A 25,587-nucleotide genomic window follows, 5' to 3' on the forward strand; every position below is an offset into this window, starting at 1 on the left:
TTCGTGCGGTCCTCTCTCAGCCTGCTTATCACCCGATTGGGTTAAAGCTCTAGGTCTCGGCCAGGTTACGGATCAGTCCGGCCTGCGTCTACAGGGGGTCGGCTGTCGGGACGCTGTCACTCTTCGGCACCGAAGTCACCTGGCGGAAGGGTGATGCCGCCTGCCTGGGGGTTTCCCGTGATTCCACTCCGTGGCCACCGCTGCGGACCGGCGAACGGTGGGTCTGGTCACGCCCCCGCCCGGATCATGGCCCGGTGCTGACGCCCCTGGAGCAACGCCTGGTCGACCACGTCCGGTCCGGGGAGGTGCTGGACCTGGCCGGGGACGGGCCGGTCGACGCGGCGGCCACGCGCTCCCAGGGCCCCGACCGCACCGTCTCCGCCCGCGTCATCCGGGACGTCGTGCTCGGCAGGCTCGTCGAGCGTCCCGACCCGCACGGCCTGCGGCTGCGCGGCGCCCGGATCGCGGGCCGCCTCGACCTGGAGAACGCCACCGGCCCCGTCGCCGTCGAGCTGCTCGACTGCCTGCTCGACGGCGGCGTCAACGCCCGCGACGCCGACCTCCCCGCCCTCGTCCTGCGCGGCTGCCGCGCCGCGCACCCGAGCGAGCCCGCGATCGACGTCGAGGGCCTGCGCGCCAGGGCGCTCGGGCTGGAGCTGCTCGAAGCCCGCGCCGACTGCCCGCGCGGCGCGGTGGTCGTCGACCACGCCGGGATCGGCCTGCTCTCCCTCGCGGGCGCCTCGCTGGTCAACCGGGGCGGCCCCGCGCTGTCCGCCAGGGGCCTGCGGGTCGAGCGGGACCTGTTCCTGGCGCACTGGGGCGACGCCGGGTTCCGCGCGGTCGGCGGCGGCGACCTGGTCGCGCTCGACCTCAGGGACGCGCGGGTCGGCGGCACGTTCTGGTTCGCGCCCGACGGCCTCGCGCACGCCTCCGGCGAGCCCGCCGCCAGGCTCGCCGTCGCCGGGCTCACCCACGCGGGCCTACCGGGGGTGGTCGCCCCCGAGGAGTGGCTGCGCCTGCTGCGCGAGGCCACCCCCGCCTACGCCGCCCAGCCCTACCAGCACCTGGCCGCCGCCCACCGCGCCGTCGGGCACGACGCGCAGGCCCGCAGGGTGCTCGTCGCCCAGCGCCGCGACCAGCTCGCCAGGGGCGCCCTCGGCCGGGGCGAGCGGGCCTGGGCGCGGCTCACCGGGCTGCTGCTCGGCCACGGCTACCAGCCGTGGCGCGCGCTGCTGGGCCTGCTGGCCGTGCTGGTGGTCGCCGTCGCGCTCGCGCTGGCGCTCGGCGGCGACGGGCTGGCCAGGACCGGGACGCCGCAGGGGCCGTGCCCGGTGGTGGAGCGGGTCGCGCTGGGGCTCGACGTCGGCTCCCCGCTGCTCACCACCAAACCGCGCTGCGAGCCCACGGGGACCGCCTCGGGGCAGGTGCTCGGCGTCGCCGGGTGGCTGCTGCGGCTGCTCGCCTGGGGCTTCGCCACGCTGTTCGTCGCCGGGTTCACCGGGGCCGTGCGCAAGACCTGAGCGCAAGGGCCCGAGTCGATCCAGACTCTGACGGAGCGCGCCCGTTCGGTGACGTTCCGCTGAAATCCCCTGTTGACGGAGTTCCCGCACGAGTGCGATCGTGTGACTGGGAGCGCTCCCAGTCAGCACCCAGATCACCGGCGATCTGAAGGAGACACCTTGCGACCCAGGCGATTAGGAGCACTGGCCGCTGCCGTGCTCGCGGTGGTCGGTGTGACCACCGTCCTCGGCACCAGTGGAACGGCGCTGGCGCACGGCTCGATGACCTACCCCGGCAGCCGCACCTACCACTGCTACGAGGACGGCCGCGCCAACGGGAACGGCGACCTCAACCCCGCCAACCCGGCCTGCGCCGCAGCCGTCGCCCTCGGCGGCAAGCAACCGCTGTGGGACTGGTTCGGCAACCTCATCAGCCAGGCGGGCGGCAAGCACCGCGAGATCATCGCCGACGGCGACCTGTGCGGCCCCACCGCCAAGTACGACGCCTACAACCTCAACCGCGCGGACTGGCCGTCCACGAACCTGCGCGCGGGCGCGCCCATCACCTTCCGCTACAACGCGTGGGCCCCGCACCCCGGCACCTGGGACCAGTACGTCACCAAGGACGGCTTCGACGTCACGAAGCCGCTGAAGTGGTCCGACCTGGAGCCCGCCCCGTTCGACTCGGTCTTGAACCCGCCGCTCGCGAACGGCGAGTACTCGTGGAACGCGACCCTGCCGAACAAGACCGGCCGCCACATCATCTACTCGATCTGGCAGCGCACGGACAGCCCCGAGGCGTTCTACAGCTGCTCCGACGTGGTGTTCAGCGGCGGCGGCAACACCGGCGACACCCAGGCGCCCACCGCGCCGGGGACCCCCGCGGCGACCGCGACCAGCAGCTCGGTCGCGCTGACCTGGGGCGCGGCCACCGACAACACCGGCGTCACCGGGTACCAGGTGTACCGCGAGGCGGGCGCCAACGACGCGCTCGTGGCCACCACCACGACCACCTCGGCGACCGTCACCGGCCTGACCGCGAGCACCGCGTACCAGTTCTACGTGGTCGCCCGCGACGCGGCGGGCAACACCTCGCCGCCGTCCGCGCTGGTCAACGTCACCACCACCGGTGGCGGCGGCACGCCCGGCGGAACCTGCTCGGTCACCTACACCACGCCCAGCGTGTGGTCCGGCGGCTTCACCGCGAACGTCGCGGTCAAGAACACCGGGACCTCGGCGGTCAGCGCCTGGCAGCTCGCCTGGGACCTGCCCGCCGGTGAGGCCATCACCTCGGCCTGGTCGGCGGAGGTCGTCGTCTCCGGCGGGAAGGCCACCGCCAAGGGCGTCAGCTGGAACTCCAGCATCGCCCCCGGCGCGACGGTGAGCTTCGGCTTCAACGGCACGGCCGGTGGCAACCCGGCCAAGCCCGCCGCGTTCACCCTCGGCGGCGCGACGTGCGCCTCGGCGTGACGCTCGTGGGCGCGGCGATCGCGGGCTCGGCACTGGTGGGGACGACGGCGTGCACCACGCCGTCCGACTCGCCGGTGCTGGGCACCGGGTCGCTGGGCCCGCAGCTGACCAGCACGACCGAGGTCGCCGACTGGGTGCGCGAGCGCACCGGCGAGTGCGAGGCGCCCCAGCCGCGCACGATCGCCGAGTTCGCCGAGTTCGTCGGCCCGCTGCGGGCCGAGCTGTACGCGCCCTTCGTGGCGGAGTGGGGGACCTGCGCGGTCGAGCCGTACGAGCGGCTCGGTCTCGTGGTGTTCCACCGGGAGCGGATGGCCGACTTCCAGCGCTCGTGGCAGCGGGCGGTGGAGGAGGAGAAGGTCTCCGGGGACCCGGATTTCGGCTTCGGCAACGGCTTCGCCCTCAGCGGGACGCTGGGGTTGGAGACGTTGGGGCTGCACCACCTTCGGTGCGGCCCGGTGGAGGGCCAGGACCTCGGGCACGTGCTGCCCGCGGACGTCGAGGGCTGCGTGTACTCGCGGCCCGAGGGCCACCACCACGGATGAGGCGTCCCGCCTAGCGCGGCCGTGCGGTGCTCTGCCGCACGACGAGGGACGTGGCGAGCTCGATTCGGCGGTGTTCGGGCTCGTCACCCCTTGCCAGCGTGATGGCGAGACGGGTGCCCGCCGCGGCCATGTCCTGCAAGGGCTGGCGGACGGTGGTCAGCGGCGGGCCCACCCACTGGGCGACCGGGAGGTCGTCGAACCCGACGACGCTCAGGTCGTCGGGGACCTTGAGCCCGGCGGCGCGGGCGGCCTCGTAGACGCCCAGCGCCTGCAGGTCGCTGCCCGCGAACACCGCCGTCGGCGGGTCGGGCAGCTCCAGCAGCGGCGCGAACTGGGCGCGGCCGGACTCGACGTGGAAGTCGCCGTAGCGGATCAGCTCGGGGTCCACCCGCAGCCCGGCGGTCTCCAGCGCGGCGCGGTAGCCGTCGACGCGGGCGCGGCTGCACAGCACCCGCTCGGGGCCGCCGATCATGGCGATGCGGCGGTGGCCGAGCTCGATCAGGTGCCGGGTGGCGGTGAGGCCGCCGTTCCAGTTGGTCGCGCCGATCGACGGCGTGTCCAGGTCGGGCTCGCCGATCGGGTCGACCACGACGACCGGGATGTCCCTGGCGCGCAGCTTGGCCAGCTGCTGGCCGGTCAGGTCGGAGAAGACGCTGATCACCGCGAGCGGGCGGCGCGCGATGACGCCCTCCAGCCAGCCGTGGCCTGGGGTGGTGCGGCCCTGCGACTCGGACAGCACGAGCGCGAGCCCGCTGTCCGAGGCGACCTGCTCCGCGCCCCGGATGATCTCCAGCGCCCAGGCGCTCTCCAGCTCGTGGAACATCAGCTCCACCAGGTTGGACCGGCGGGAGCGCTCGTCGGCGCGCCGCTGGTAGCCGTGCCTGCGGATGATCTCCTCGACCCGCTCGCGGGTGGTGGCGGCGACGTCGGCGCGGCCGTTCATCACCTTTGAAACTGTCGGGACCGACACCCCGGCCTCGGCGGCGATGTCCGCGATCGTCACCTTGCCCGAAGCGGTGCTGCCCGAGGACGACGACTCGGCTTTGGTCGGCATGGCCGCAGTCTACGGCAGGTCACGGGTGGTTTCGCCGGTTCACCGGGACGTGGGCGGCGGCCGTCGGGCGCGGTCGAAAAAATCGGCGGGCCCGCAAAAACTGTCGGCCCCGGTGGGCGCGGTGGCCTGTCCGAAACATTCGGCAGCAAAGGACCCTAGGGTTGTTGCATCCCGGTGTCAAGCAGGTCTGAGTGGTGGCTAATGGCACCCTGATCAGGGTAAATGCGTACCCTTGTGTTTCGAGATGGTTTCGATACTATCGGCATCATGCGTCGAGCCACGCTGGCCACCATCGCCGCAGCCGCCGGGGTGTCCCTGCCGACGGTCTCCAAGGTGCTGAACGGCAAGGACGACGTCGGCGCCGAGACCAGGGCGCGCGTGCGCAGGCTGCTCGACGAGTACGACTACGTCCCGGTCGGCGCCCGGCGCGCCGCGTCGGGCGCGCTGGTGGACCTGGTGTTCACCGCGCTGGAGAGCCCGTGGGCGGTCGAGGTCATCCGGGGCGTGGTCGACTCAGGGCTGCACGTCGTGGTCTCGTCCACCGGGCTGACCGGGGCAGGCGCGGGGCAGGGCGGTTCGGGGCAGAGCGGTTCGGGACAGGGCGGGTCGGGGCGGGGTGGTTCGGGCCAGGGCGGCGCGGGTGCGCCGAGGGAGAGCTGGGCCGCCCGGTTGGTCGAGGCCCGCCGCGCGGGCGCGCTCGTGGTCACCTCCCGCCTCACCCAGGCGGACCGCCGCCTGCTCGCCGCCTCCCGCGTCCCCGTCGTCGTCATCGACCCGGTCGACCTGCCCCCGCCCGACGTGCCCAGCGTCGGCGCCGCGAACTGGGCGGGCGGCCTGGCCGCCACCGAGCACCTCCTCGAACTGGGCCACCGCCGCATCGCCGCCATCGGCGGGCCGCCCGGACTGCTGTGCAGCCGCGCCCGCGTCGACGGCTACCGCGCCGCGCTCGACCGCGCGGGCATCGGCGTCGACCCCGCCCTGGTCAGGCACGGCGACTTCCGGCACGGGGGTGGCATGCGCGCCGCCACCGGGCTGCTCGCCCTGCCCGACCCGCCCACCGCCGTGTTCGCGGGCAACGACGAGCAGGCGCTCGGCGTCATCGAGGCCGCCCGCGTGGCGGGCCTGCCGGTCCCGGAGGCGCTGAGCGTCGTCGGCTTCGACGACCTGCCCGTCGCGGTGTGGTCGTCGCCCGCGCTCACCACGGTGCGCCAGCCGCTGGCCGAGATGGGCAGGCACGCGGGCCGGATGCTCGCCGACCTGGTCGCGGGCCGCCCGCTCGGGGCCCAGCGGGTCGAGCTGGCCACCGAACTCGTCGTCCGCGCCTCGACCGGGGCGCGCCGGTGAACGGACAGCCCGCGACCGCGCGGGCGGGTGGAGGAGAAGCGCGTGGAGGAGAAGCGGTGCACGTGAACACCTGGGGGGACCCGGCCCGGCCGGTCGCCGAGCGGGTCGCCGCGCTGCTGGCCGAGCTGACCCTGGAGGAGAAGCTCGCGCAGCTGGTGGGGGTGTGGGTGGGCGCGTCGAGCGACGGGGCCGAGGTCGCCCCGGCGCAGCACGACTTCGCCGAGCCGCTGCCGCCGTGGGACGAGCTGACCAAGCCGGGGCTCGGCCAGCTCACCCGCGTCTTCGGCACCGGACCGGTCGACCCGCTGCTCGGCGCGCGGGCGCTGACCGAGACCCAGCGCAGGCTCGTCGCGGGCAGCCGCTTCGGCGTGCCCGCGATGGCGCACGAGGAGTGCCTGGCCGGGTTCACCGCCTGGCAGGCCACCGTGTTCCCGGTGCCGCTGGCCTGGGGCGCGAGCTTCGACCCTGACTCGGTGCGGGCGATGGCCGAGGGCATCGGCGCGCAGCTGCGCGACGTCGGCGTGCACCAGGGGCTCGCACCGGTGCTCGACGTGACCCGCGACTACCGGTGGGGGCGGGTCGAGGAGACCATCGGCGAGGACCCGTACCTGGTCGGGCTGATCGGGGCCGCCTACACGCGGGGGCTGGAGTCGGCCGGGGTGGTGGCCACGCTCAAGCACTTCGCCGGGTACTCGGCCTCGCGCGGCGGGCGCAACCACGCGCCGGTGGCGATCGGGGCGCGCGAGTTCGCCGACGTGGTGCTGGTGCCGTTCGAGATGGCGCTGCGGGAGGGCGGGGCGCGGTCGGTCATGCACTCCTACGCCGACGTGGACGGGGTGCCGCCCGCGTCGGACCGGGCGCTGCTGACCGGGCTGCTGCGGGAGCGGTGGGGGTTCACCGGGACGGTGGTGGCGGACTACTTCGGGGTGTCGTTCCTGGAGACCGCGCACGGGGTCGCGGACTCGCCGGGGGCCGCGGCGGCGCTGGCACTGGCGGCGGGCGTGGACGTGGAGCTGCCGAGCGTGCGCTGCTACGGCGAGCCGCTGGCCGCGCTGGTGCGCTCGGGGGAGGTGCCCGTCGAGCACGTCGACACCGCTGTGACGCGGGTGCTCACCCAGAAGTGCGAGCTGGGGCTGCTCGACGCGGACTGGAAGCCGGAGTCGCCCGCGGTGCTGCGCGGCGAGCCGGTGGACCTGGACCCGCCGCACCTGCGCGCGCTGGCGCGGCGGATCGCCGAGCGGTCCGTGGTGCTGCTGCGCAACGACGGGGTGCTGCCGCTGGCCGGGGCGTCCCGGATCGCGGTGGTCGGGCCGTGCGCGGACGACCTGCTCGCGCTGATGGGCTGCTACTCGTTCGCCAACCACGTCGGCGTGCAGCACCCGGAGGTGCCGCTGGGCGTGGAGATGGCCACGGCGGCGCAGGCGGTGCGCGCGGAGTTCCCCGACGCCGAGGTGGTGACCGCGCCCGGTTGCGAGGTGAGCGGGATGGACCGGGGCGGGTTCGCCGAGGCGGTGCGGTTGGCCGAGGGGGCCGACGTGGTGCTCGCGGTGCTGGGGGACCGGTCGGGGCTGTTCGGGCGCGGCACCTCCGGCGAGGGGTGCGACGCGGAGGACCTGGAGCTGCCGGGGGTGCAGGGGGAGCTGCTGGCGGAGCTGCTGGACTGCGGGCGGCCGGTGGTGCTGGTCCTGCTGACCGGGCGGCCCTACGCGCTCGGGCCCGCGACGGACCGGGCGGCTGCGGTGGTGCAGGCGTTCTTCCCCGGCGAGGAGGGCGCGGGCGCGGTCGCGGGTGTGCTCAGCGGGCGGGTGAACCCCTCCGGGAAGCTGCCGGTGCAGGTGCCGCGCGGACCGGCGGGGCAGCCGTCGACGTACCTGCGGCCCCAGCTCGGCGGGCCGAGCTCGATCAGCTCGGCCGACCCGACGCCGCTGTTCCCCTTCGGGCACGGGTTGTCGTACACGAGCTTCGAGTTGAGCGGGTTCGCCGCGGCGGAGGAGTTCGAGACCGAGCTGGTGGTGTCGCTGGAGGTGGCGAACACCGGGGCGGTGGCGGGTGGCGAGGTGGTGCAGCTGTACTTGCACGACCCGGTCGCCTCGGTGGTCCGGCCGAGGCGGCAGCTCGTCGGGTTCGCGCGCGTGGAGCTGGAGCCCGGTGAGGTCGCGCGGGTGGTGTTCCGGGTGCACGCCGACCGGACCTCGTTCACCGGGCGGGACGGGGTGCGGATCGTCGAGCCGGGGGAGTTGCGGCTGCTCGTCGGGTGCTCCAGCGAGGACGTGCGGTGGGAGCGGTCGGTGCGGCTGCTCGGCGGGACCAGGGTCGTCGGCCACGACCGGGTGCTGGTGACCCCGGTCGAGGTCGAAGTGGTGAGCGGCTGATCGCTCACCTCCCAGGACGGGCCGCGCGGGGACCTGGCGGTGGACCCGCGCGGCCCCCTGCGGGAATTGGTTTCACCTGTTTGGGTAGCCTCGTCGCCCGGTTGGGCGGTTGGGGTGGGGAAGATATGGCTGACGGGGCGCGCGGTGTGCTCGCGCTCGCCCGGATGGCGGGGGTGTTCACCCAGGACCGGTTGCTCGACAGCGCCGGGTTCATCGGCGAGGCGCTGCTGCGCGGGCACCGGCTCGACCTCGCGCGGTTGGGGGAGTTGCACCGGAGCCGGTTGCTGGTGCCGCTGTACCGGGTCGTTCCGGGTGGGGGCGATGAGGGGCGGCGGCGGGTGGATGTGCTGCCGGACGGGCATCTGGACCGGCGGCGCGAGATGCGCGCGGCCGTGCGCGAGGGGCGGTTGCGGGACTGCGCCGACGAGGTGGAGGAGCACCCGCACGAGCGGGGTGGTGGTGGGCGCGGGCCTTGGTGGAACGGGTTCCTGTACTCGTCGTGGCAGTTGTTGGACCTGCACGAGGTTGAGCGGGAGCACCGGGCCGGGGTTGATCGGACGCCGCGGTTGTTGCACTTGCGGCGGAAGCGGGCGGTTGTGCTGTGCGCGCTCTCGGGGCGGTATTTGCCTCGGGTGATCGGGGGCGTGGGCGTGGGCGTCGGCGTCGGCGTCGGCGTCGGCGTCGGCGTCGGCGTCGGCGTGGGTGAGGGCGAAAGCGGGGGCGGGAGCGGGGACGTTTCCGGTGAGCTGGGGGCGTTGTTGGAGGTCGTGCCGGTCCAGGCGCGCGATCTGCGGCAGTTCGCGGAGGAGTTGTTGTGGGAGGCCCGGCGCGATCCGATGCTGCGCTGGTTGCCGTTGCTGCGGCACTCCGACCACCGGGCGTGGAGCGAGTTGCGCGGGGAGGCGTTGGATTGTTTGTGGTTGCGGGTGGCGGCTGAGGTGCTGCTGCTGGCGCACGAGGAGTTGGCGGGGCGCGGGGAGGTCGAGCCGCTGCCGGAGGTCGGGGGTGAGCGGTGGCAACCGCTCAGCGACCGGTTGGGGGCTGGGCGGGAGCCGTTGGGGGACGTGCTGAAGCGGTTCGGGCTGCTTTAGGTAGGCGGGAGTGAAGGGCAAGATCAAGAGCTGAAGGGCTCGCCTCGCCGGCGGGGCAGGCCTCCAAAAACGAGGGGGACGAGCTCTGCCGGCCGGTGGCTGTTTCGGGGGTGGTGCGGTTTACCCCTGCGGTGGGCGGGGTCCCTCGTCTCCGTTTGGCCTCCTTTCAGGCAAGCACAGGCGTCAAGACGCCGTGTGACCAGGCAGTCTGCCGCGCGGTGCGGCGGCGTCTTGACACCTGCGCTCGGGCTTCGCCAGGCCAAACGGAGACGAGGGACGCGGGTGGCTGTGCTGCGGGCTCGCTGCGCTCGCCCCGCAGCCCGCTAGTGCGAGATCTGGCGCGGTGGTTTGGTCAGAGGTGGGCGCGCAGGTGCTTGAGCTTCACCTCGTCGTGGGTTCTCGGGACCGCGTGGCCGCTGAACGGGAACACCTCGATCTGCTTCGGGGCGGTGATCTCGTTGTAGGCGGCGAAGACCGTGGACGGGGGGCAGACCTCGTCCATCAGGCCTGCGCTCAGCAGGCTGGTCGCGGTGATGCGCTTGGCCAGCAGGGCCGCGTCCACGTAGCGGAGGGTTTCGCGGGTCTGGTCCACCAGCGCGACGTTGTGGGCCAGGAAGTTCGCGATCTCGGCGTACGGGTCGGCGCCGGTCAGGGTGATGGCGCGCTGGAAGTCGCACAGGAACGGCACGTCCGCGTGGCACACCTTGACCTTGGTCGGGTTCAGGGCCGCCGCTGCCAGTGCCAGGCCGCCGCCCTGGCTCGAACCCAGGACGGCGATGCGGTCCGGGTCCACGCCGTCCAGGTCGGCCGCGACGTCCACCGCCAGGGCGGCGTCGGTCATCAGGCGGGTGTAGTAGTAGGTCTCGGGTGAGGTGATCCCGCGCGTCATGAAACCGGGGTGCGACGGGCCGGACGGGGCCGAGTCGGGGGTCGCGCCGGTGGTCCACTTGCCGCCCTGGCCCCTGGTGTCGACCACGAGGACGCCGTAGCCCGCCGCCGCCAGCCAGGCGTGCTCGGTGGGGGTGCCCCGGCCGCCGCCGTAGCCGATGAACACCACGGCGGTGGGCAGCGGGTCTGCGCCTGCGGGGCGCAGGTGCCAGGCGCGGACGCGGTCGCCCAGCGCGCCGGAGAACTCGACGTCCAGCACGCTCAGCGGGCCGTACGCGGACTCCTCGTGCGGGATGGTCGTCACCGGCTTCGCCAGTGCCCTGGCGTCTGCCAGGCGCTCGGCCCACCAGGCGTCGAGGCCGGTCGGCTCCTGGGTGGGGGTCCGGTACTGCGCCAGCTCCGCCTCGGGCAGGTCGAACCACGGCATCGGCGGTCTCCACTCACTCGTCGTCTGGCGGTCCGATCACCCTAGTCCCGCGCTCGGCGCGTCCAGCGGGACCGACTTCGCGATCACCACGCGGGCGGTCCGAGGTGAGCGAGCGCCCTGCGGCTTCCCGCACCCGCGCTCTTGCGGGTGGTAACGGGGTGCTCCTGCGAATTCCCGGTGAGCGGAAGGCTGGAGCGGTGCTCGTGGGGCGGTGGGTCGTCGCTCTCGGTCACGAGGGGGCGTCGCGCTGGTTTCCACGGGTGAAAGCGTTTCGGCCGCACCGCCGAGGCCTCCGCTGGTCGCCCTGGACGATCCGGCGTTCTGCCAACCGGTCCGACGCGCGCCGCCCGCGCTGATCGCCCCGCGCCCTGCGCGGTCGTGCGGGGACCGGACGTCGTCGCTCGACGTGATCACCCCGGAATCGTTGGTGCACCGTGCGAGAACGTTGTCCTGAGGGGTTTTCCCGGCTGCGCGCGAACCCCAGAATCGGTGCGGTACCGGTAACGCGGAGCGATCGGTCCGCGACGCTCACGGCGTGAATCGAACAGGTGTTGCCCTTGCCCTGGGCGCGTTGGCGCTCGTCGGCGGCTGCGCCCAGGAGGCGCCGTCGACACCCTCGCCGAGGGCCGTCGGCGTCCTGGCGAGCACGACCACGACCCCGCGCCCCACCGGGATGCCGCCCGCCCCCGACGAGGCGACCACGCGGGCCTACATCACGGCGCTCGACGTCATCGATCCCCGGATCACCGGCGGCAAGACGGACAAGGCCGTGCTCAAGGGGCGCGAGCTGTGCGTGGACGTGCCCAACATGGGCAACGACCAGGTCCGCCTGACCGCGCTGGTGCGCGAGCGCTTCAGCCCGCCGAACGACCCCGAGGCGTTCGACAGCCAGACGGCGGCCTCGGTGCTCTCCGTGGTGCGCGAGAACCTCTGCCCCGACTACTGACCGGGCCCGTTCCGGCCTGACCGCTGAACCGCCCGCTGCCCCGTCCCGCCGCCCGGCACGCCGCCGCCGGGTGCCCCACCACACCCGAGGCCTCACCGGGGCAGCGGGCTTTTCCCGTGCCCGCAGGGTTTCCGGTTGCGCCGATCCGCCCAGTGGGCACCGGAACCGGCTGATTGACACTTGATCGGTTCATTGCTTGGCTCGGACCGAGCCGTCCTCGCCGCCGCGCGCTCGCACCAACCAGCTCGCACGTCAACGCCGACACCACGCGAGGTCACCCACCATGCGCACCCGAATCGCGCTCGCGGCTGCCGCGGCGCTCCTGCTCTCCGCCTTCACCGCCCCACCTCCCGCTCCCGCCGAAGCCGCCCCCTCGGCCGCCGCCGGGTTCACCATCAGCGGCGGGAGGTTGGTTGACGCCAACGGGAACGACTTCGTCCTGCGCGGCGTCAACCACGCCCACACCTGGTACCCCACCCGCACCCGGCAGGCGCTCGCCGACGTCAAGGCGCTGGGGGCCAACTCGGTCCGGGTCGTGCTCGCCAGCGGCGACCGCTGGACCCGCAACGACGCCGCCGACGTCGCGGACGTCATCGCCCAGTGCAAGGCGAACCGGCTGATCTGCGTGCTGGAGGTGCACGACACCACCGGGTACGGCGAGCAGAGCGGCGCGATCCCGCTGTCCAAGGCCGTGGACTACTGGGTGGGCGTCAAGAGCGCGCTCGTCGGCCAGGAGAAGTACGCGATCCTCAACATCGGCAACGAGCCGTACGGCAACACCGGGTACGCGGCGTGGACCGCCGACACCCGCTCGGCCCTGACCAGGCTGCGCGCCGAGGGCTTCACGCACACGATCATGGTGGACGCGCCGAACTGGGGCCAGGACTGGGCGTTCACCATGCGCGACAACGCCGCCTCGGTGTTCGCCGCCGACCCGCAGCGCAACACGATCTTCTCCATCCACATGTACGGCGTGTTCGACACCGCCGCCGAGGTTGACGACTACCTCGGCCGGTTCGTCGCGGCCGGTCTGCCCATCGCGGTCGGCGAGTTCGGCGACATGCACTCGGACGGCGACCCCAACGAGGACGCCATCTTCGCCGCCGCGCAGCGGTTGCGGCTCGGCTACCTCGCGTGGTCGTGGAGCGGCAACGGCGGCGGCGTCGAGTACCTGGACCTCGCGGTCAACTTCAACGCCGCTCAGCTGAGCGCCTGGGGGCAGCGGACCTTCAACGGGGCCAACGGGATCAAGGCCACCTCGCGCGAGGCCAGCGTGTACGGCGGCGGTGGCGGCGACACCCAGGCGCCGACCGCGCCCGGCACGCCCACCGCGTCGTCGGTCACCTCCTCCGGCGCGGTGCTGCGCTGGGCCGCGTCCACCGACGACGTCGGCGTCACCGGCTACGACGTGGTGCGGATCAGCGGCACGACCGAGACCGCCCTCGCCTCCACCGCGACGACTTCCGCCACCCTGACCGGCCTGACCGCCGCCACCGCGCACACCCTCGCGGTGTACGCGCGCGACGCGGCGGGCAACCGCTCCACCCGCTCCGGCTCGGTCGTGGTCACCACGCTCCCCGGCAGCCCCGTCGGCCCCTGCGCGATCACCTACCGCGTCACCGGCCAGTGGACCGGCGGCTTCCAGGGCGAGGTGAAGATCGCCAACACCGGGACCGCCGCCGTCAAGGGCTGGGTGCTGCGCTGGACGTGGCCCGGCGCGCAGACCGTGAGCAGCATGTGGGGTGGCACGCCCACCCAGTCCGGTGCGAACCTGAGCGTGGCCAACGCCTCCTACACGGCGGACATCCCGGCGGGCGGCTCGGTCAGCGTCGGCTTCACCGGCAGCGTCACCGGCGCGAACGCCGCCCCCACCGCGTTCACCCTCAACGGCGCGTCGTGCGCCACGGCGTGAGGAGACCCGAGATGACGAGGAAAGCGGCCCTGGCCGCCCTGCTCTCCGCGCTGGCCCTGGTGTGCGGCTTCCTGATCTCGACCCCCGCCTCGCAGGCCGCCGCCGTCGCGCCGGTGCGGATCATGCCGCTCGGCGACTCCATCACCGGCTCGCCCGGCTGCTGGCGCGCGCTGCTCGACGTCGACCTGAAGGCCGCCGGCTACACGAACACCGACTTCGTGGGAACGCTCCCGTCGCAGGGGTGCGGCATCCCCCACGACGGGGACAACGAGGGGCACGGCGGGCTCCTGGTCACCAACGTGGCCAACCAGAACCAGCTCGTGCCCTGGTTGCAGGCCACCAGCCCGGACGTCGTGGTGATGCACTTCGGCACCAACGACGTGTGGAGCAACATCGCGCCCGCGACGATCCTGGCCGCCTACGGCAAGCTCGTGGACCAGATGCGGGCGCAGAACCCGGCGATGCGGATCCTGATCGCCAAGCTGATCCCGATGGGGACGCCGCAGTGCGCCGACTGCGGGCAGCGCGTGGTGGCGTTCAACGCGGCGATCCAGCCGTGGGCGACGTCGAAGACCACGGCCGCGTCGCCGATCGTGGTGGTGGACCAGTGGACCGGCTTCGACACCGCCACCGACACCTACGACGGCGTGCACCCGAACGCGTCGGGCGACCGGAAGATCGCGAACCGGTGGTTCCCGGTGCTGCGGGACGCGCTCGGCGGGGTGCTGCCCACGACCACGACCGGCGGTTCCACCACGACCACCACGATCCCGCCGCCCACCGGCAGCTGCGCGGCGTCGGTGACCGTGGTCAACCGGTGGCAGGGCGGGTTCCAGGCCGACGTGGTCTTCCGCAACACCAGCACCGTCGCCTCCTCGGCGTGGACCGTGCGGTTCGCGCTCGGCAGCGGCATGAGCGTGGCGCAGGCGTGGAACGGCACGGCGACCACCAGCGGCTCGGTGGCGACCGTGGCGAACGCGGCCTGGAACGGCGCGGTCGCGCCCGCCGGGTCGGCCACGGCCGGGGTCATCATCAACGGCGACCCCGCGTCGTGGACGCCGTCGGCGAGCTGCACGAAGAGCTGAACCGGCGGCCCCCGGCCGTTCTCGACGCCCTGGTGGTGTGGCTCAGGTCACTCCTTCGGGGTGTCGAGAACGGCGGGGCCGCCCCGTCCCCCGGACGACGACGCCAGGATGGGCGTCGGACCGAGCACCCGGAGGACCGCCATGGCCAAGTTCCTGCTCCTGATGAACTACGGCGCCACCGCCACCTGCGACACCCCGATGCCCGAGTGGGACCCGGCGGACGTCGCGGCCCACATCGAGTTCCAGCGGCGCTTCGGCGGTGAGCTGGCCGAGCGCGGCGAGCTGGTCGACGCCCAGGGGCTGGCGCAGGCGGCCAAGGTCGTCGTCGCGACCGGCGACGGCGCGCCCGTGGTGACGGACGGGCCGTTCCCCGAGGCGAAGGAGTTCATCGCCGGGTACTGGGTGGTGGACGTGGAGTCGGAGGCGCGGGCGCTGGAGATCGCGGCCCTGGCCTCCGCCGCCCCCGGTCCCCGTGGCGTCCCGCTCGGCCAGCCGATCGAGGTCAGGGCCGTGATGGGCGCCCCGGAACCGCAGGACGGGTGAGCTGGGCGGTGCCCGAGGACCTGCTGCGCGAGGTCGCGCCGCGGGTCCTCGGGGCGCTGGTGCGGCGCGGGGCGGGGTTCGCGGACGCGGAGGACGCGGTGCAGGAGGCGCTGGTCAAGGCGCTGGCCCTGCCGGTGCCGCCGGACGACCTGCGGGCGTGGCTGATCGCGGTGGCCTGGCGCAAGCTCGTGGACCGGGCGCGCGGTGATCAGGCGCGGCGCAGGCGTGAGGAGGCGTTCGCGGAGGACGTGCCCGCCGAGGCCGTCCCGGACCGGGACGACACCCTGCTGCTGCTGTTCCTGTGCTGCCACCCGGACCTGCCGCCCGCGTCGGCGATCGCGCTGACCCTGCGGGCGGTGGCCGGGCTGACGACGGCGGCGATCGCGGAGGCGCACCTGCTGCCGGAGGCGACGGTGGCGCAGCGGATCAGCCGGGCGAAGCGCAGGATCCGCGTGGAGCCGCTGGGGGACCCCGAGGCGCGGCTTCCGCAGGTGCTGCACGTGCTGTACCTGCTGTTCAACGAGGGCTACACCCATCCGGGTCGGGTGGACCTGGCCGAGGAGGCGATCCGCCTGGCGCGCGCCGTCGTGGCCGCCCGGCCGGACGACGGCGAGGCGGCGGGCCTGCTGTCGCTGATGCTGCTGACCCACGCCAGGCGCCCGGCGCGGCTGGGCGAGCACGGCGCGCTGGTGCCGCTGGCCGAGCAGGACCGGGGGCGGTGGGACCGGGAGCTGATCGAGGAGGGCGCGGCCCTGGTCGTGCGGGCGGTGTCGCGGGGGCGGGTGGGGCAGTACCAGCTCCAGGCGGCGATCGCGGCGCTCCACGACGACGCCGCGCGGGCGGAGGACACGGACTGGCCGCAGATCCTCGCGATGTACGGCCTGCTGGTCCGGATGACCGGCAACCCGGTGATCGCCCTGAACCGCGCGGTGGCGGCGTCGGTGGTGCACGGGGTTGAGGCGGGGTTCACGCTGGTGGGTGAGCTGGAGGAGGCGCTGGCGGGGCACCACCGGTTGGACGCGGTGAAGGCGCACCTGCACGAGCGGGCGGGCGACCGGGAGGCGGCGGTCCGGCACTACCGGGCCGCCGCGGCGCGGACGACCAGCACGGCGGAGCGGCAGCACCTGCTGGCGAAGGCGGCGGGGTTGGGGTGAGGCGGGGGCGGGGCCCGGCCGTTCGGCCGCGTCGGTGCCTGGTCCCCTCGGTGCGTGGCACCGCACCGAGGGGCGGTCAGGCGGCCTTCGTCCGCGCGTTCGCGGCGGGTGGACGTCGGTGGTGGGCCCCCGGCGGGTCCGGCGCCGGGGGCCGTCGGTCACGCGTTCTTCAGCGCCGTGACGAAACCCGCGAACGCCTCGTGCCCGAAGCCCAGTACCGGGCCGCCGGGGTTCTTGGAGTCGCGGACCAGCAGGTGGGCGGGGGTCTGCGCCAGTTCGACGCAGTCCCCGCCGTTGCCCCCGCTGTAGCTCGACTTGCGCCAGGTGAAGTCCTCCATCAGGGCTGCACCGTCCTTCCTGATCTACAGTTCGTTCGCCACTGTAGCCAGGAGTGCGCTGCTCTTCGCGGGTGACAGGGCTGCCCCGGCCACGTGGCGGAAGACCATCTCGTACTGCGCGACGTGCGTCGGCTCGTCGACGGAGGCGGCCGTGGTCAGGTTCTCCAGGTACACCACGTTCGCCAGGTTGTCCGGGAAGCGGAGCAGCACGAACGGGAAGCCCGTCGCCGCGTGCGCGCCCGCGCTGAACGGGATGATCTGCACCGTGATGTTCTGGAGCCCGGCCAGCTTCTTCAGGTGCAGGAGCTGGTGCTTCATCACCTCGGGGCTGCCGACCACGGTCCTGATCGCCGCCTCGTGCAGCACGATGTGCAGCCGCTGCGTCGCCGCCGGGTCGACCAGCCTGCTCTGGCGCACCTGCCGCGCCTGGACCAGGCGGTCCAGCTCCTGCTCCTCCTGGAGCGGGTTCGCGTCCAGGAGCGCTCGGGCGTAGTCCGGGGTCTGGAGCTGACCGGGGACCAGCTCACCGTGGTAGCGGAGCACCTCCGTGGCGATCTGCTCCAGGTTGAAGAACTTCCGGAAGAAGTCCGGCAGCACCGACCCGTACGCCGTCCTCGGCGCCCGCTTCCGCGCCTGCCGCCCCAGCTCCTCGATGTGCTTGCGCGCCTGCTTGGTGGCCCCGTAGTGGTCCATCAGGGCGTTCAGCTCGGCGGCGCGCACGCTCACGTCGCCCGCCTCGATCCGCCGGATCTTCGCCACGGAGCACTCCAGGACCTTGGCGACCCGCTCCGCGGTGAACCCGGCCTCCTCCCGCATCGAGGCGAGCGCCAGCCCCAACTGTCGCTTGTAGACCGTCGGACTCGCGCCACTTCCCGGCATGAGGCCACCTCAGCTTCCCGGTCGGAATGCGTTGTGCGGCATCAAGTGTGCCGCACAGCGGTACATCTGCACCTCACCCAATTGTGTACTTCTCAACCTGCACGTGCACAGTTATTTTTGTTTTTGACCACCCGGCGACCCCACCCCGCCGGGTGGCGTCCGCACGGGGGGCGGACCGGGTTCCGGGGGTGGGGGCGCGGGTGCCGGGACGGCCCGTGAACAGCGCAGAACTGGGGGTGGGCGGGTGTCGCGGTCGTTCCGGTGGCTGCCGCACGAGGGTCGGCGGCACGCGGTCAGCGCGCGGCTGGAGGTGCGGGACGAGGGGGTGACGCTGTGCGGGATCGGGCTGGTCGTGCCGTCCTCGCCCGCGTACCCGCAGTGGTGCTGGCCGACGTGCGCGGGGTGCGATCTGGCCTGGCGCGAGCACGAGGGCATCCAGCCCTACCCCCGGCCGACCGGTCGGGGTCTGGAGGAGAGCGGGAGATGACGCAGTTCGAGGAGTTCGTGCAGGACGAGTACACGAGGGGGCGGACGGTGCGCGCGCTGACGACGCTCACCGGGCGCTCGGCCCGCTCGATCCGCAGGGTGCTGGAGGCGAAGGGGGTCCCGATGCGCGGGACCGGGGAGCAGGGGGGTGGCGTGGTGGTCGGTTTCGGCGAGGCGCGGGCGCGGCGGGAGGAGCTGGCGGCGCTGCTGCACGCGTGCCGCGTCCAGGCGCAGCTGCCGGGGCGGGTGGCGGGGGAGCGGGCCGGGATGAGCCAGTCGAAGGTGTCGAAGCTGGAGAACGGCAGGCTCGTGCCGAAGGTGGACGACGTGCTGCGGCTCGTGGACGGCTACCGGGTGGCGGGCGAGGTGCGGGACCGGGCGCTGCGCCTGGCCGAGCAGGTCGCCGAGGAGGCCCGCCACCGCGAGGCCGTGCTGAACCGCACCGAGTCCCGCGCGCAGGCCCAGGTGGCGCGGGCCGAGCAGGCGGCGGAGGTGATCAAGGTGTACGCGGCGACGGCCGTGCCCGACCTGCCGTCGGACAACGCGGTGCTCCGCACCGTGCAGGTCGTGGTCCCGGAGGGCGTGGCCCGCTGCCCGCGCCAGGCGGCCCGCATCCGGACGGCGGACGGCGGCAAGGTCCAGTTCGGCGTCCTGCCGTTCGGGGCGCTGGAGACGCGGGCGGCGGACACCGGGTTCCGGGCGCTGGACGACCGGATGGTGGTGGTGGAGCTGCTGTCGGGCAGCGTGGTGATCACCGACGAGGAGGACGTGCGGGCGCACGTGGCGTACTTCGACCGGATGCACGACCTGGCGATCGTCGGGCGGGACATGTGGGAGCTGATGGGGTGGAACTGCGCGTGAGGTGGCGGCGGAACCGGGGAGCGGGGGCGGGGTTGGGGGCGGAGCCGATCAGCAGGTCACCAGGCCGCTAGGCCGCTAGGCCGCCAGCAACCGGCAGGTTCATCGCTCCGGACGGCAGCGCCTCTACTCCGCCCACCACGACGGATGTGACCGGCGATCGCGCTGTGACTGCCGCCGCCACCTCTGCCGTCGCCAGCTCTGCCGCCGTCGCCGCCACCGTCGCCACCGCCACCGCCACCGCCACCGCCACCGCCACCAGCGATAATGCCTGGACGCGGCTCTCGTGCACGAACTCGCACCCCTCCGGAACCCGCCCCCGGCGCGGTCCGGGCAACCGGTGGTGCACCGCGACCGGGCTGCCCACGTCGCCCACCGCCCGCACCCGTCCGTGCGCCTGCCACGCGCGCTCACCACTCGCGCCCGTCGCCCGCGCCCGTCCGTGCGCTCGCCACTCGCGCCCGTCGCCCGCGCCCGTCCGTGCGCTCGCCACTCGCGCTCGCCGCCCGCATCCGCCCGTGCGCTCGCCACTCGCGCCCGCCGTCCGCACCTGCCCGTGCGCCCGCTGCCCGCAGGACAGCGCCCCGACCTGCTGCCCGCCCGCCTGCCCGAGTGCCGCCACCCGCTCCCCGCCTGCCTGAGTGCCACCACCCGCTCTCCGGCGGCCAGGCGCGGCGTCCGCCCCCGGTTCAGCGCGGCCCCCATCCGCAGGCGTTCGGCCACGATCAGGCTCAGGTGGGCCGGGGTGTCCTGCTCGGTGACCGCCTCCGCCAAACCAACCACCCTCGCGTGCCGCGCGCCCACCGCGGTGGGCTGCTGTGAAGTGATCGGCCCGGTTGAACGCCCGCCTGCCCGCCGCCGTACCCCTCTCCGCAGCCGTCCACGCCGCGGAGGTCTTGTCGTGCCCGAGGTCGAGTACCTCATCATCGGTGCCGGTCCGGCCGGGGTGCAGCTCGCGCACCTGCTGGACCGCGCGGGCCGGACCTGTCGCGTGCTGGAGGCCGGGCCCGCGCCCGGCCAGTTCTTCCGCGCCTTCCCCCGGCACCGCAGGCTGCTCTCGCTCAACGAGACCGGCTCCGGTGATCCCGAGCTCGACCTGCGCCGGGACTGGCACTCCCTGCTCTCCGACGGGCCCGCGCCGCGCTTCCCCGACCACAGCGCCGACCGCCTGCCGCACGCCGACGACCTCGCCCGCTACCTGGTGGAGTTCGCCCGCGCCACCGGCGTCGACGTCCGCTGCGACACCCGCGCGCTGTCGGTCACGCGCACCGGGTTCGGCGGGTTCCGGCCGCGCTTCCGGGTGGTCGACCAGCACGGCGGGACGCACACCGCGCGGTGGGTCGTGGTCGCGACCGGGTTCGCCAAGCCGCACCTGCCGCCCATCCCCGGCATCGACCGGGTCGAGCACTACGGCACCTACGACCCGGACCCGGCGGGGTTCCGGGGGCAGCGGGTCCTGGTGGTGGGCAAGGGGAACTCGGCGTTCGAGGTCGCGAACAGCCTGGTGCGCGCGGCGTCGGCGGTGCACGTGGTCGGGCCCCGGCCCGCGCGGGTGGCGTGGCGGTCGCGGCGGGCGGGGGACGTGCGCGCGGTGAACGCGGACTTCCTGGACGCGGCCCGGTTCGGCGTCGGGGCCGCGCTGCTGGACGGGTCGGTGCTGGACATCCGGGCCGACGACGACAGCGGGCCCGCCGCGTGCCCCGGCGCGGACGGGCACGGCGGTGGGCACGGCGGTGACCCCGCCACCAGACCCCACCGCGCCCCCGCCGCCGAGAGCGGCCGTCCCGGTGGCTACACGGTGACCGTCGCCCTGCGCGACCTGGGCGGGGCCACCAGGGCGATCCGCTACGACCGGGTCGTCGTCGCGACCGGTTTCCGCTTCGACACCGGCGTCTTCGGCGACGGCGCCCGCCCCGCCCTCGCCCCCGACGACCGCTTCCCCGCGCTCACCGCCGAGTGGGAGTCGACCTCCGTGCCCGGCCTGCACTTCGCGGGCGCGCTCATGCGCGACGCCGACGACCACTCGTCCACCGGCCACGTCCACGGCTTCCGGTACGCGGTGCGCGCGCTGGCCAGGGTGCTGGAGCGCAAGAACCACGGCGTGCCCTGGCCGTCGACCGAGGTGCCCGCCGACGACCCGGCCGCCGTGCTCCTGGCCCGTGCGAACCGCAGCTCCGGGCTGTGGCACCAGCGCGCCCGCCTGGCCGACGTCCTCGTGCTGAACGGCGCGACCGCGCGGCGCCTGGAGGAGGTGCCGGTGGACCTGATCCCCGAGCACGCCCCGGACTGCCTCGCGATCACCCTGGAGCACCTCGCGGACCGCGCCTCGGAGGACGACCCCGATCCCGACGCCCTGGCCCCGCTGCGCCCGGTGGTGCGCCGGTACCGGGGCGGCCGGGTGGTCGCCGAGCACCGCGTCGCCCCCGACCTGGAGCACTCCTGGACCGATCAGGACCTGCACCACGCGCCACTGCGCGCGTTCCTGTCGCGACCGCCCGTGATCACCTGACCACCTCGGATCCCGCCCAGCGGAGGGCAACCGCGCCTTGCGCAGAGGTTTACCCGTCATCCCCCACCGCTTGGTGATCGCTTTACCTTCCGGGCGAAGCGTGTGGCACGGCCCGGTCACGACCGGCGCCACCACAGCGCAACCACACGGAACGAGGAAGCAATGGGCGGAGTGCTCAAGCGCACTCGGAAGTTCGCCGTCACCGGCACGGCCCTGGGCGTCGCGTTCGCCTCGGTGCCCGCCGGTGTCGCGTCGGCGGAGGAGACCACCGCGCCGAAGAACATCATCGTGCTCATCTCGGACGGCGCGGGCTACAACCAGTTCGACGCCGCCAGCCTCTACGAGCACGGGCAGAGCCTCAACCAGGTCTCGGTGGACCCCGCGACCGGCGCCGTGCAGCGCGTCCCCGGCACGCCCACCCAGGTCTACGAGAACTTCCCCGTGAAGGTCTCGCAGAGCCACTACTCCGCGAACGGCCGCGCGTCCTACACCCCCGAGCAGGCCTGGGGCTCGTTCGACTGGGTCGCCTCCGGCGCCACCGACTCCGCCGCCGCGGCCACCGCGCTCGGCACCGGCGTCAAGACCAACAACGGCGTCATCGGCTTCGACCCGGCGGGTCAGAAGCTGCTGACCGTGGGCGAGCAGGCCAAGGCGGTCGGCAAGAAGGTCGGCGTCGTCACCTCGGTGCCGTTCAACCACGCCACCCCGGCGGGCTTCATCGCCCACAACGCCGACCGCAACGACTACCAGGGCCTCGCGACCGAGATGATCGACAGCGGCGCCGACGTCATCATGGGCGGTGGGCACCCGAACTACACCGACGCGCACACCAGCCGCGCGTCCAACTGGACCTGGATCTCGCAGGACGACTTCCAGCGGGTCAGCGGCGGCGGCACCGACTTCTCCTACGTCGAGACCCGCTCCGACTTCGAGGCGCTGGCCACCGCGACCGAGGTCCCGGAGAAGGTCTTCGGCCTGGCGCAGGTCGCCGAGACCCTCCAGTACAACCGGCCGGGCCTGGGCAACAAGAACGTCAAGCCCGGCGCCGACGCGCGCAACGACGTCGCGTCCCTCGACGTGATGGCCAAGGGCGCGCTCAACGTCCTGGACAAGGACGAGGACGGCTTCTTCCTGATGGTCGAGGGCGGCGCCGTCGACTGGGCGGGCCACGCCAACCAGACCACGCGCCTGGTCGAGGAGCAGGTCGAGTTCAACCGCTCCGTCGAGGCCGTCACCGACTGGGTCGAGCGCAACAGCAGCTGGGACGAGACCCTCGTCGTCGTCACCGCCGACCACGAGACCGGCTACCTCGCGGGCCCCGGCTCCAAGCCGACCTGGACCCCGATGACCGGCGCCAAGGGCGAGCTGCCCCAGGTGTCGTGGCACTCCGGTGGCCACACCAACGCGCTGGTCCCCTTCTACGCCAAGGGCGCGGGCTCGGACGTGCTGAACGCGCGCGCCGACAAGTGGGACACCGTGCGCGGCGCGTACCTGGACAACACCGCCGTCGGCGAGACCGTGTTCGACCTGCTGGGCCACGCCCCGGCCTCGGCCGACTCGGCCGTCGCGCTGGAGGCCTCCGTGCCGCTGCCCAGCACCGCCGGTGACCTGAGCATGACCGTCGCCGACAGCGGCACCGTCCGGTTCACCGGCGACCGCACCCAGACCGGCGCGCTGCCGCAGGTCACCGTGACCGACACCCGCAACGAGGTGCAGTCGCGCGGCCAGGGCTGGACCGTGTCCGGCACCGCAGGCGAGTTCGTGGCGGGCAACCGGAAGTTCGGCGCCGAGAACCTGGGCTGGACCCCGAAGGTCGTCAGCTCCGACTCGAACGCCGCCGCCGGTCCGCAGGCCGTCCTGGACGCGCCCGCCGCGCTGGCCGACACCAACCGCGTCAGCCGCTACGGCACCACCGTGGTGGGCGCCGACCTCGGCCTGACCGTGCCGGACGAGGCCCGCAGCGGTCGCTACGGCAGCGAGATCACCCTGACGCTGTTCGCCAAGGACTGATCCGCCCGTTGTGGTGGGGCGGGGCCCTGGCTCGGGGTCCCGCCCCGTTCTTCTTCGTTGACGTGAAGCGCTTTTCCCGGATGTTGAGGAGGGGACCCGTGCCGTCCCACCGTCGTCTGCTCGGTTCACTGCTGGTGGCCGCCGCCCTGCTGGTGGCCGCGCCCCCGGCGTCCGCCGCGCCCGTGCAGTGGAGCGTCGGCCCCACGGACGGCCGGGTGTCCCTGCGGCACGTGGCCGAGCCGGGCAGCACGGCCAGGGACTCCATCACGGTGCGGAACCTGGGGGCCGAGCCAGCCGATTTCGTGGTGTCCTCGGGGGACGGGGTGCTCGGGCAGAACGGGGCGTTCGACGTCGCGGCCGGGACGCCGGTCGACGCGGGGGCGTGGATCTCCGTCGGCGGCCTCGACGGCGGGAGGCTCACCCTGGGCGCGGGCGAGCGGCGCGACCTGCCGGTGACGGTGGCGGTTCCGGCGGACGCGACGCCGGGCGACCACCCGGCGGGGATCGTGGTGGGCGTGTCGGGGACCGAGGACGGCGTGCGGGTGCAGCGCCGGATCGGGGTGCGGGTGCACCTGCAGGTGTCGGGGGAGCTGACGCCCGCGCTGGAGGTGCGCGCGGTGACGACGGACTTCAGCCCGTCGTGGGTCCCCTTCGCGGACGGGACGCTGGAGGTGACCTACGAGGTGGCGAACACCGGCAACGTCCGCCTGGGCGCGGCGGCGACCGCCGACGTCGCGGGGCCGTTCGGGCTGCTGGCGCGGCGCGGCGGGGACGCGGTGGACGAGCTGCTGCCGGGGGACAGCGCGACGCGGACGTTCGAGGTGCCCGTGCCGTCGCTGTTCTGGGCTTCCGCGGACCTGGGCGTGGCCGGCGTGGCGGTGGGGGAGGACCGGGTGACCGCGCCCGCCCCGGTCGACCGGGGGCACTCGGTGCTCGCGGTGTCGTGGACCGGCGTGGCGGTGCTGGTGCTCGTGCTGGGGGGCGCGGCGCTGCTCCTGGTGCGCCGCAAGCGGACCCGCGCGAGCGAGGCGCCCGAGCCGGTGGTCGCCGCGACCGCCTGACGCGCACGACCCGGCGCCGCGCGCGGTCGCCCGACCGGCGCGGTGCCGTCGTTCGCGGCGCCGTCGTCCCCAGGGGCCTCAGCCCGACGTCCCCCGCACCGTCAACCTCGGCTCCAGCAGCGTCAGCGACGGCTGCGCGCCCGGTCGGTCGCGCAGGTGGGAGAGCAGCTCCACCGCCCGCCGACCCAGTTCCACCGCCGGGATGTGCACCGACGTCACCGCGGGGCCCACCCGCTCCGCCAGGTCGTCCGGGCACAGCGCGACCACCGACACGTCCTCGGGAATGCGCTTTCCCAGGGTCCGCAGCCCGGCCAGCACCGCAGGGAGCGCGCTCTCGTTGTGCACCACCAGGCCGGTGGTCGTCGGGGGCAGTTCGGTCAGCGTGCGCAGCACGTCCGGTTCGGTCGCGAGCGTCGTCACGGACACCCCGCGCCGCATCGCCGCCGCGCTGAAGCCGGCGACCGTGCGGTGCGCGAACGCGGTTTCCCTGCGGTACACCGGTTTCGGCGAGCCGAGCAGGGCCACCGAGCGGTGGCCAAGGTCCGCCAGGTGGTCCAGGCACAGCGCCCCCGCGGCGGTGAAGTCCAGGTCCACGCAGGTCAACCCGGTGGGGTCCACCGGGAAGCCGATGAGGACCGACGGGCGTCTGAGCTCCTGCAGCACGGCCAGCCGCTCGTCGTGCATCTCCACGTCCATCACCAGCACGCCGTCGACCCTGCGCTGCTCCAGCACCGCCCGCAGCTCCTCCGGGCCCTCGTCGGCGGTCACCAGCAGCACGTCCAACCCGTGGCCCCGCGCGGCTTCCGCGATCGCGCCGACGAAGCGCATCACCACCGGCAGGTCCATGCCCGCGCGCAGCGGCAGCGCCAGCGCGATCACGTCGGTCCGCTCGGCGCGCGCGGCGGGGATGAGGGAGTAGCCGAGCGTGCGCACGCTCTCCTCGACCTTCGCGCGCGTCCCGGCGGAGATGGAGCGCTTGCCCGACAACGCGTATGACACGGTGCTCGGCGCGACGCCAGCGTGCGCCGCCACCTCGGCGATCGTGACCAACGCACCCTCCTAGTACCTCACTGTACGGAGTGCCCTGATTGCCGCAGGTTACGTGCTGCCGCACTCCTG

The 25,587-nt window shown here is 74.0% G+C and carries 22 protein-coding genes; 16 read left to right on the top strand and 6 right to left on the bottom strand.

Annotated features, from left to right (window positions below):
• The first annotated feature begins 254 nt into the window (after nt 1-254).
• The 3 genes from LV78_RS19065 (at nt 255) to LV78_RS19075 (ending at nt 3,511) form a co-directional block, all read left to right on the top strand.
• Entirely contained in the window at nt 255-1,520 is a 1,266-nt protein-coding gene (locus LV78_RS19065; protein WP_253846607.1) for a hypothetical protein, read from the top strand.
• A gap of 159 nt (nt 1,521-1,679) precedes the next feature.
• Nucleotides 1,680-2,969, top strand: a complete 1,290-nt coding sequence (locus tag LV78_RS19070; protein WP_253846608.1) for a lytic polysaccharide monooxygenase — start codon at nt 1,680-1,682, stop codon at nt 2,967-2,969.
• Nucleotides 2,966-3,511 (top strand): hypothetical protein, encoded by a 546-nt coding sequence (locus LV78_RS19075; RefSeq protein WP_253846609.1) that lies wholly within the window; start codon nt 2,966-2,968, stop codon nt 3,509-3,511. The genes LV78_RS19070 and LV78_RS19075 overlap by 4 nt, the downstream gene beginning before the upstream one ends.
• Nucleotides 3,512-3,521: 10 nt before the next feature.
• On the opposite strand, the gene LV78_RS19080 is transcribed toward LV78_RS19075, so the two are convergent.
• Nucleotides 3,522-4,565 carry a LacI family DNA-binding transcriptional regulator gene (locus LV78_RS19080; protein ID WP_253846610.1) on the bottom strand — a complete coding sequence of 348 codons (1,044 nt, stop codon included), beginning with the start codon at nt 4,563-4,565 and terminating at the stop codon, nt 3,522-3,524.
• A gap of 267 nt (nt 4,566-4,832) precedes the next feature.
• Between LV78_RS19080 and LV78_RS19085 the strand changes: the two genes are divergently transcribed.
• The 3 genes from LV78_RS19085 to LV78_RS19095 all read left to right on the top strand — a co-directional run bounded on the left by LV78_RS19085 (nt 4,833) and on the right by LV78_RS19095 (nt 9,372).
• Nucleotides 4,833-5,909, top strand: coding sequence for a LacI family DNA-binding transcriptional regulator (locus LV78_RS19085; protein ID WP_253846611.1), 1,077 nt, complete (start codon nt 4,833-4,835; stop codon nt 5,907-5,909).
• 56 nt (nt 5,910-5,965) lie between these two features.
• Nucleotides 5,966-8,281, top strand: coding sequence for a beta-xylosidase/alpha-l-arabinosidase (locus tag LV78_RS19090; protein ID WP_253846613.1), 2,316 nt, complete (start codon nt 5,966-5,968; stop codon nt 8,279-8,281).
• 125 nt (nt 8,282-8,406) lie between these two features.
• Nucleotides 8,407-9,372, top strand: coding sequence for a hypothetical protein (locus LV78_RS19095; protein ID WP_253846615.1), 966 nt, complete (start codon nt 8,407-8,409; stop codon nt 9,370-9,372).
• 352 nt (nt 9,373-9,724) lie between these two features.
• On the opposite strand, the gene LV78_RS19100 is transcribed toward LV78_RS19095, so the two are convergent.
• On the bottom strand, nt 9,725-10,687 hold the full coding sequence (locus LV78_RS19100) for an acetylxylan esterase (RefSeq protein WP_253846616.1): 963 nt from the start codon (nt 10,685-10,687) through the stop codon (nt 9,725-9,727).
• Nucleotides 10,688-11,222: 535 nt separating this feature from the next.
• On the opposite strand from LV78_RS19100, the gene LV78_RS19105 reads away from it, so the two are divergent.
• The 5 genes from LV78_RS19105 to LV78_RS19125 all read left to right on the top strand — a co-directional run bounded on the left by LV78_RS19105 (nt 11,223) and on the right by LV78_RS19125 (nt 16,327).
• Nucleotides 11,223-11,633 carry a hypothetical protein gene (locus tag LV78_RS19105; protein ID WP_253846617.1) on the top strand — a complete coding sequence of 137 codons (411 nt, stop codon included), beginning with the start codon at nt 11,223-11,225 and terminating at the stop codon, nt 11,631-11,633.
• A gap of 283 nt (nt 11,634-11,916) precedes the next feature.
• On the top strand, nt 11,917-13,545 hold the full coding sequence (locus LV78_RS19110; protein ID WP_253846619.1) for a cellulase family glycosylhydrolase: 1,629 nt from the start codon (nt 11,917-11,919) through the stop codon (nt 13,543-13,545).
• Nucleotides 13,546-13,556: 11 nt separating this feature from the next.
• Entirely contained in the window at nt 13,557-14,630 is a 1,074-nt protein-coding gene (locus tag LV78_RS19115) for a GDSL-type esterase/lipase family protein (protein ID WP_253846621.1), read from the top strand.
• Nucleotides 14,631-14,771: 141 nt separating this feature from the next.
• Nucleotides 14,772-15,173: a YciI family protein gene (locus LV78_RS19120; RefSeq protein ID WP_253846622.1), complete on the top strand. Its 402-nt coding sequence runs from the start codon at nt 14,772-14,774 to the stop codon at nt 15,171-15,173.
• Nucleotides 15,170-16,327: an RNA polymerase sigma factor gene (locus LV78_RS19125; RefSeq protein WP_253846623.1), complete on the top strand. Its 1,158-nt coding sequence runs from the start codon at nt 15,170-15,172 to the stop codon at nt 16,325-16,327. Before LV78_RS19120 ends, LV78_RS19125 begins: the two co-directional genes overlap by 4 nt.
• A gap of 158 nt (nt 16,328-16,485) precedes the next feature.
• On the opposite strand, the gene LV78_RS19130 is transcribed toward LV78_RS19125, so the two are convergent.
• Together LV78_RS19130 and LV78_RS19135 are read right to left on the bottom strand one after the other, a co-directional pair.
• Nucleotides 16,486-16,665, bottom strand: a complete 180-nt coding sequence (locus LV78_RS19130; protein ID WP_253846625.1) for a DUF397 domain-containing protein — start codon at nt 16,663-16,665, stop codon at nt 16,486-16,488.
• A 24-nt stretch (nt 16,666-16,689) separates the two neighbouring features.
• Nucleotides 16,690-17,544, bottom strand: coding sequence for a helix-turn-helix domain-containing protein (locus tag LV78_RS19135; protein WP_253846628.1), 855 nt, complete (start codon nt 17,542-17,544; stop codon nt 16,690-16,692).
• A 244-nt stretch (nt 17,545-17,788) separates the two neighbouring features.
• On the opposite strand from LV78_RS19135, the gene LV78_RS19140 reads away from it, so the two are divergent.
• Together LV78_RS19140 and LV78_RS40840 are read left to right on the top strand one after the other, a co-directional pair.
• Nucleotides 17,789-18,031, top strand: a complete 243-nt coding sequence (locus LV78_RS19140) for an HC3 family zinc finger protein (RefSeq protein ID WP_253846629.1) — start codon at nt 17,789-17,791, stop codon at nt 18,029-18,031.
• Nucleotides 18,028-18,891 (top strand): Scr1 family TA system antitoxin-like transcriptional regulator, encoded by an 864-nt coding sequence (locus tag LV78_RS40840; RefSeq protein WP_301306775.1) that lies wholly within the window; start codon nt 18,028-18,030, stop codon nt 18,889-18,891. The genes LV78_RS19140 and LV78_RS40840 overlap by 4 nt, the downstream gene beginning before the upstream one ends.
• 67 nt (nt 18,892-18,958) lie before the next feature.
• Here the strand turns inward: LV78_RS40840 and LV78_RS19160 are convergent, their stop codons facing one another.
• Nucleotides 18,959-19,510: a hypothetical protein gene (locus LV78_RS19160; RefSeq protein ID WP_253846630.1), complete on the bottom strand. Its 552-nt coding sequence runs from the start codon at nt 19,508-19,510 to the stop codon at nt 18,959-18,961.
• A gap of 279 nt (nt 19,511-19,789) precedes the next feature.
• Between LV78_RS19160 and LV78_RS19165 the strand changes: the two genes are divergently transcribed.
• The 3 genes from LV78_RS19165 to LV78_RS19175 all read left to right on the top strand — a co-directional run bounded on the left by LV78_RS19165 (nt 19,790) and on the right by LV78_RS19175 (nt 24,468).
• Nucleotides 19,790-21,397, top strand: a complete 1,608-nt coding sequence (locus tag LV78_RS19165) for an NAD(P)-binding domain-containing protein (protein ID WP_253846632.1) — start codon at nt 19,790-19,792, stop codon at nt 21,395-21,397.
• 162 nt (nt 21,398-21,559) lie between these two features.
• Entirely contained in the window at nt 21,560-23,407 is a 1,848-nt protein-coding gene (locus LV78_RS19170; protein ID WP_253846633.1) for an alkaline phosphatase, read from the top strand.
• Between the two features lie 98 nt (nt 23,408-23,505).
• Nucleotides 23,506-24,468, top strand: coding sequence for a COG1470 family protein (locus LV78_RS19175; RefSeq protein ID WP_253846635.1), 963 nt, complete (start codon nt 23,506-23,508; stop codon nt 24,466-24,468).
• Between the two features lie 78 nt (nt 24,469-24,546).
• Here the strand turns inward: LV78_RS19175 and LV78_RS19180 are convergent, their stop codons facing one another.
• Nucleotides 24,547-25,518, bottom strand: a complete 972-nt coding sequence (locus LV78_RS19180) for a LacI family DNA-binding transcriptional regulator (RefSeq protein WP_253846636.1) — start codon at nt 25,516-25,518, stop codon at nt 24,547-24,549.
• Nucleotides 25,519-25,587 lie beyond the last annotated feature (69 nt).

Origin of the sequence: Actinosynnema pretiosum (assembly GCF_024171695.1) — a bacterium.
In the GTDB taxonomy this organism is placed as follows: Bacteria; Actinomycetota; Actinomycetes; order Mycobacteriales; family Pseudonocardiaceae; genus Actinosynnema; species Actinosynnema pretiosum.

Coding starts and splice junctions, on each gene's coding strand:
- LV78_RS19080 (WP_253846610.1), bottom strand. CDS start 4,565: ATGCCGACCAAAGCCGAGTCGTCGTCCTCGGGCAGCACCGCTTCGGGC.
- LV78_RS19095 (WP_253846615.1), top strand. CDS start 8,407: ATGGCTGACGGGGCGCGCGGTGTGCTCGCGCTCGCCCGGATGGCGGGG.
- LV78_RS40840 (WP_301306775.1), top strand. CDS start 18,028: ATGACGCAGTTCGAGGAGTTCGTGCAGGACGAGTACACGAGGGGGCGG.
- LV78_RS19115 (WP_253846621.1), top strand. CDS start 13,557: ATGACGAGGAAAGCGGCCCTGGCCGCCCTGCTCTCCGCGCTGGCCCTG.
- LV78_RS19135 (WP_253846628.1), bottom strand. CDS start 17,544: ATGCCGGGAAGTGGCGCGAGTCCGACGGTCTACAAGCGACAGTTGGGG.
- LV78_RS19120 (WP_253846622.1), top strand. CDS start 14,772: ATGGCCAAGTTCCTGCTCCTGATGAACTACGGCGCCACCGCCACCTGC.
- LV78_RS19085 (WP_253846611.1), top strand. CDS start 4,833: ATGCGTCGAGCCACGCTGGCCACCATCGCCGCAGCCGCCGGGGTGTCC.
- LV78_RS19110 (WP_253846619.1), top strand. CDS start 11,917: ATGCGCACCCGAATCGCGCTCGCGGCTGCCGCGGCGCTCCTGCTCTCC.
- LV78_RS19100 (WP_253846616.1), bottom strand. CDS start 10,687: ATGCCGTGGTTCGACCTGCCCGAGGCGGAGCTGGCGCAGTACCGGACC.
- LV78_RS19130 (WP_253846625.1), bottom strand. CDS start 16,665: ATGGAGGACTTCACCTGGCGCAAGTCGAGCTACAGCGGGGGCAACGGC.
- LV78_RS19170 (WP_253846633.1), top strand. CDS start 21,560: ATGGGCGGAGTGCTCAAGCGCACTCGGAAGTTCGCCGTCACCGGCACG.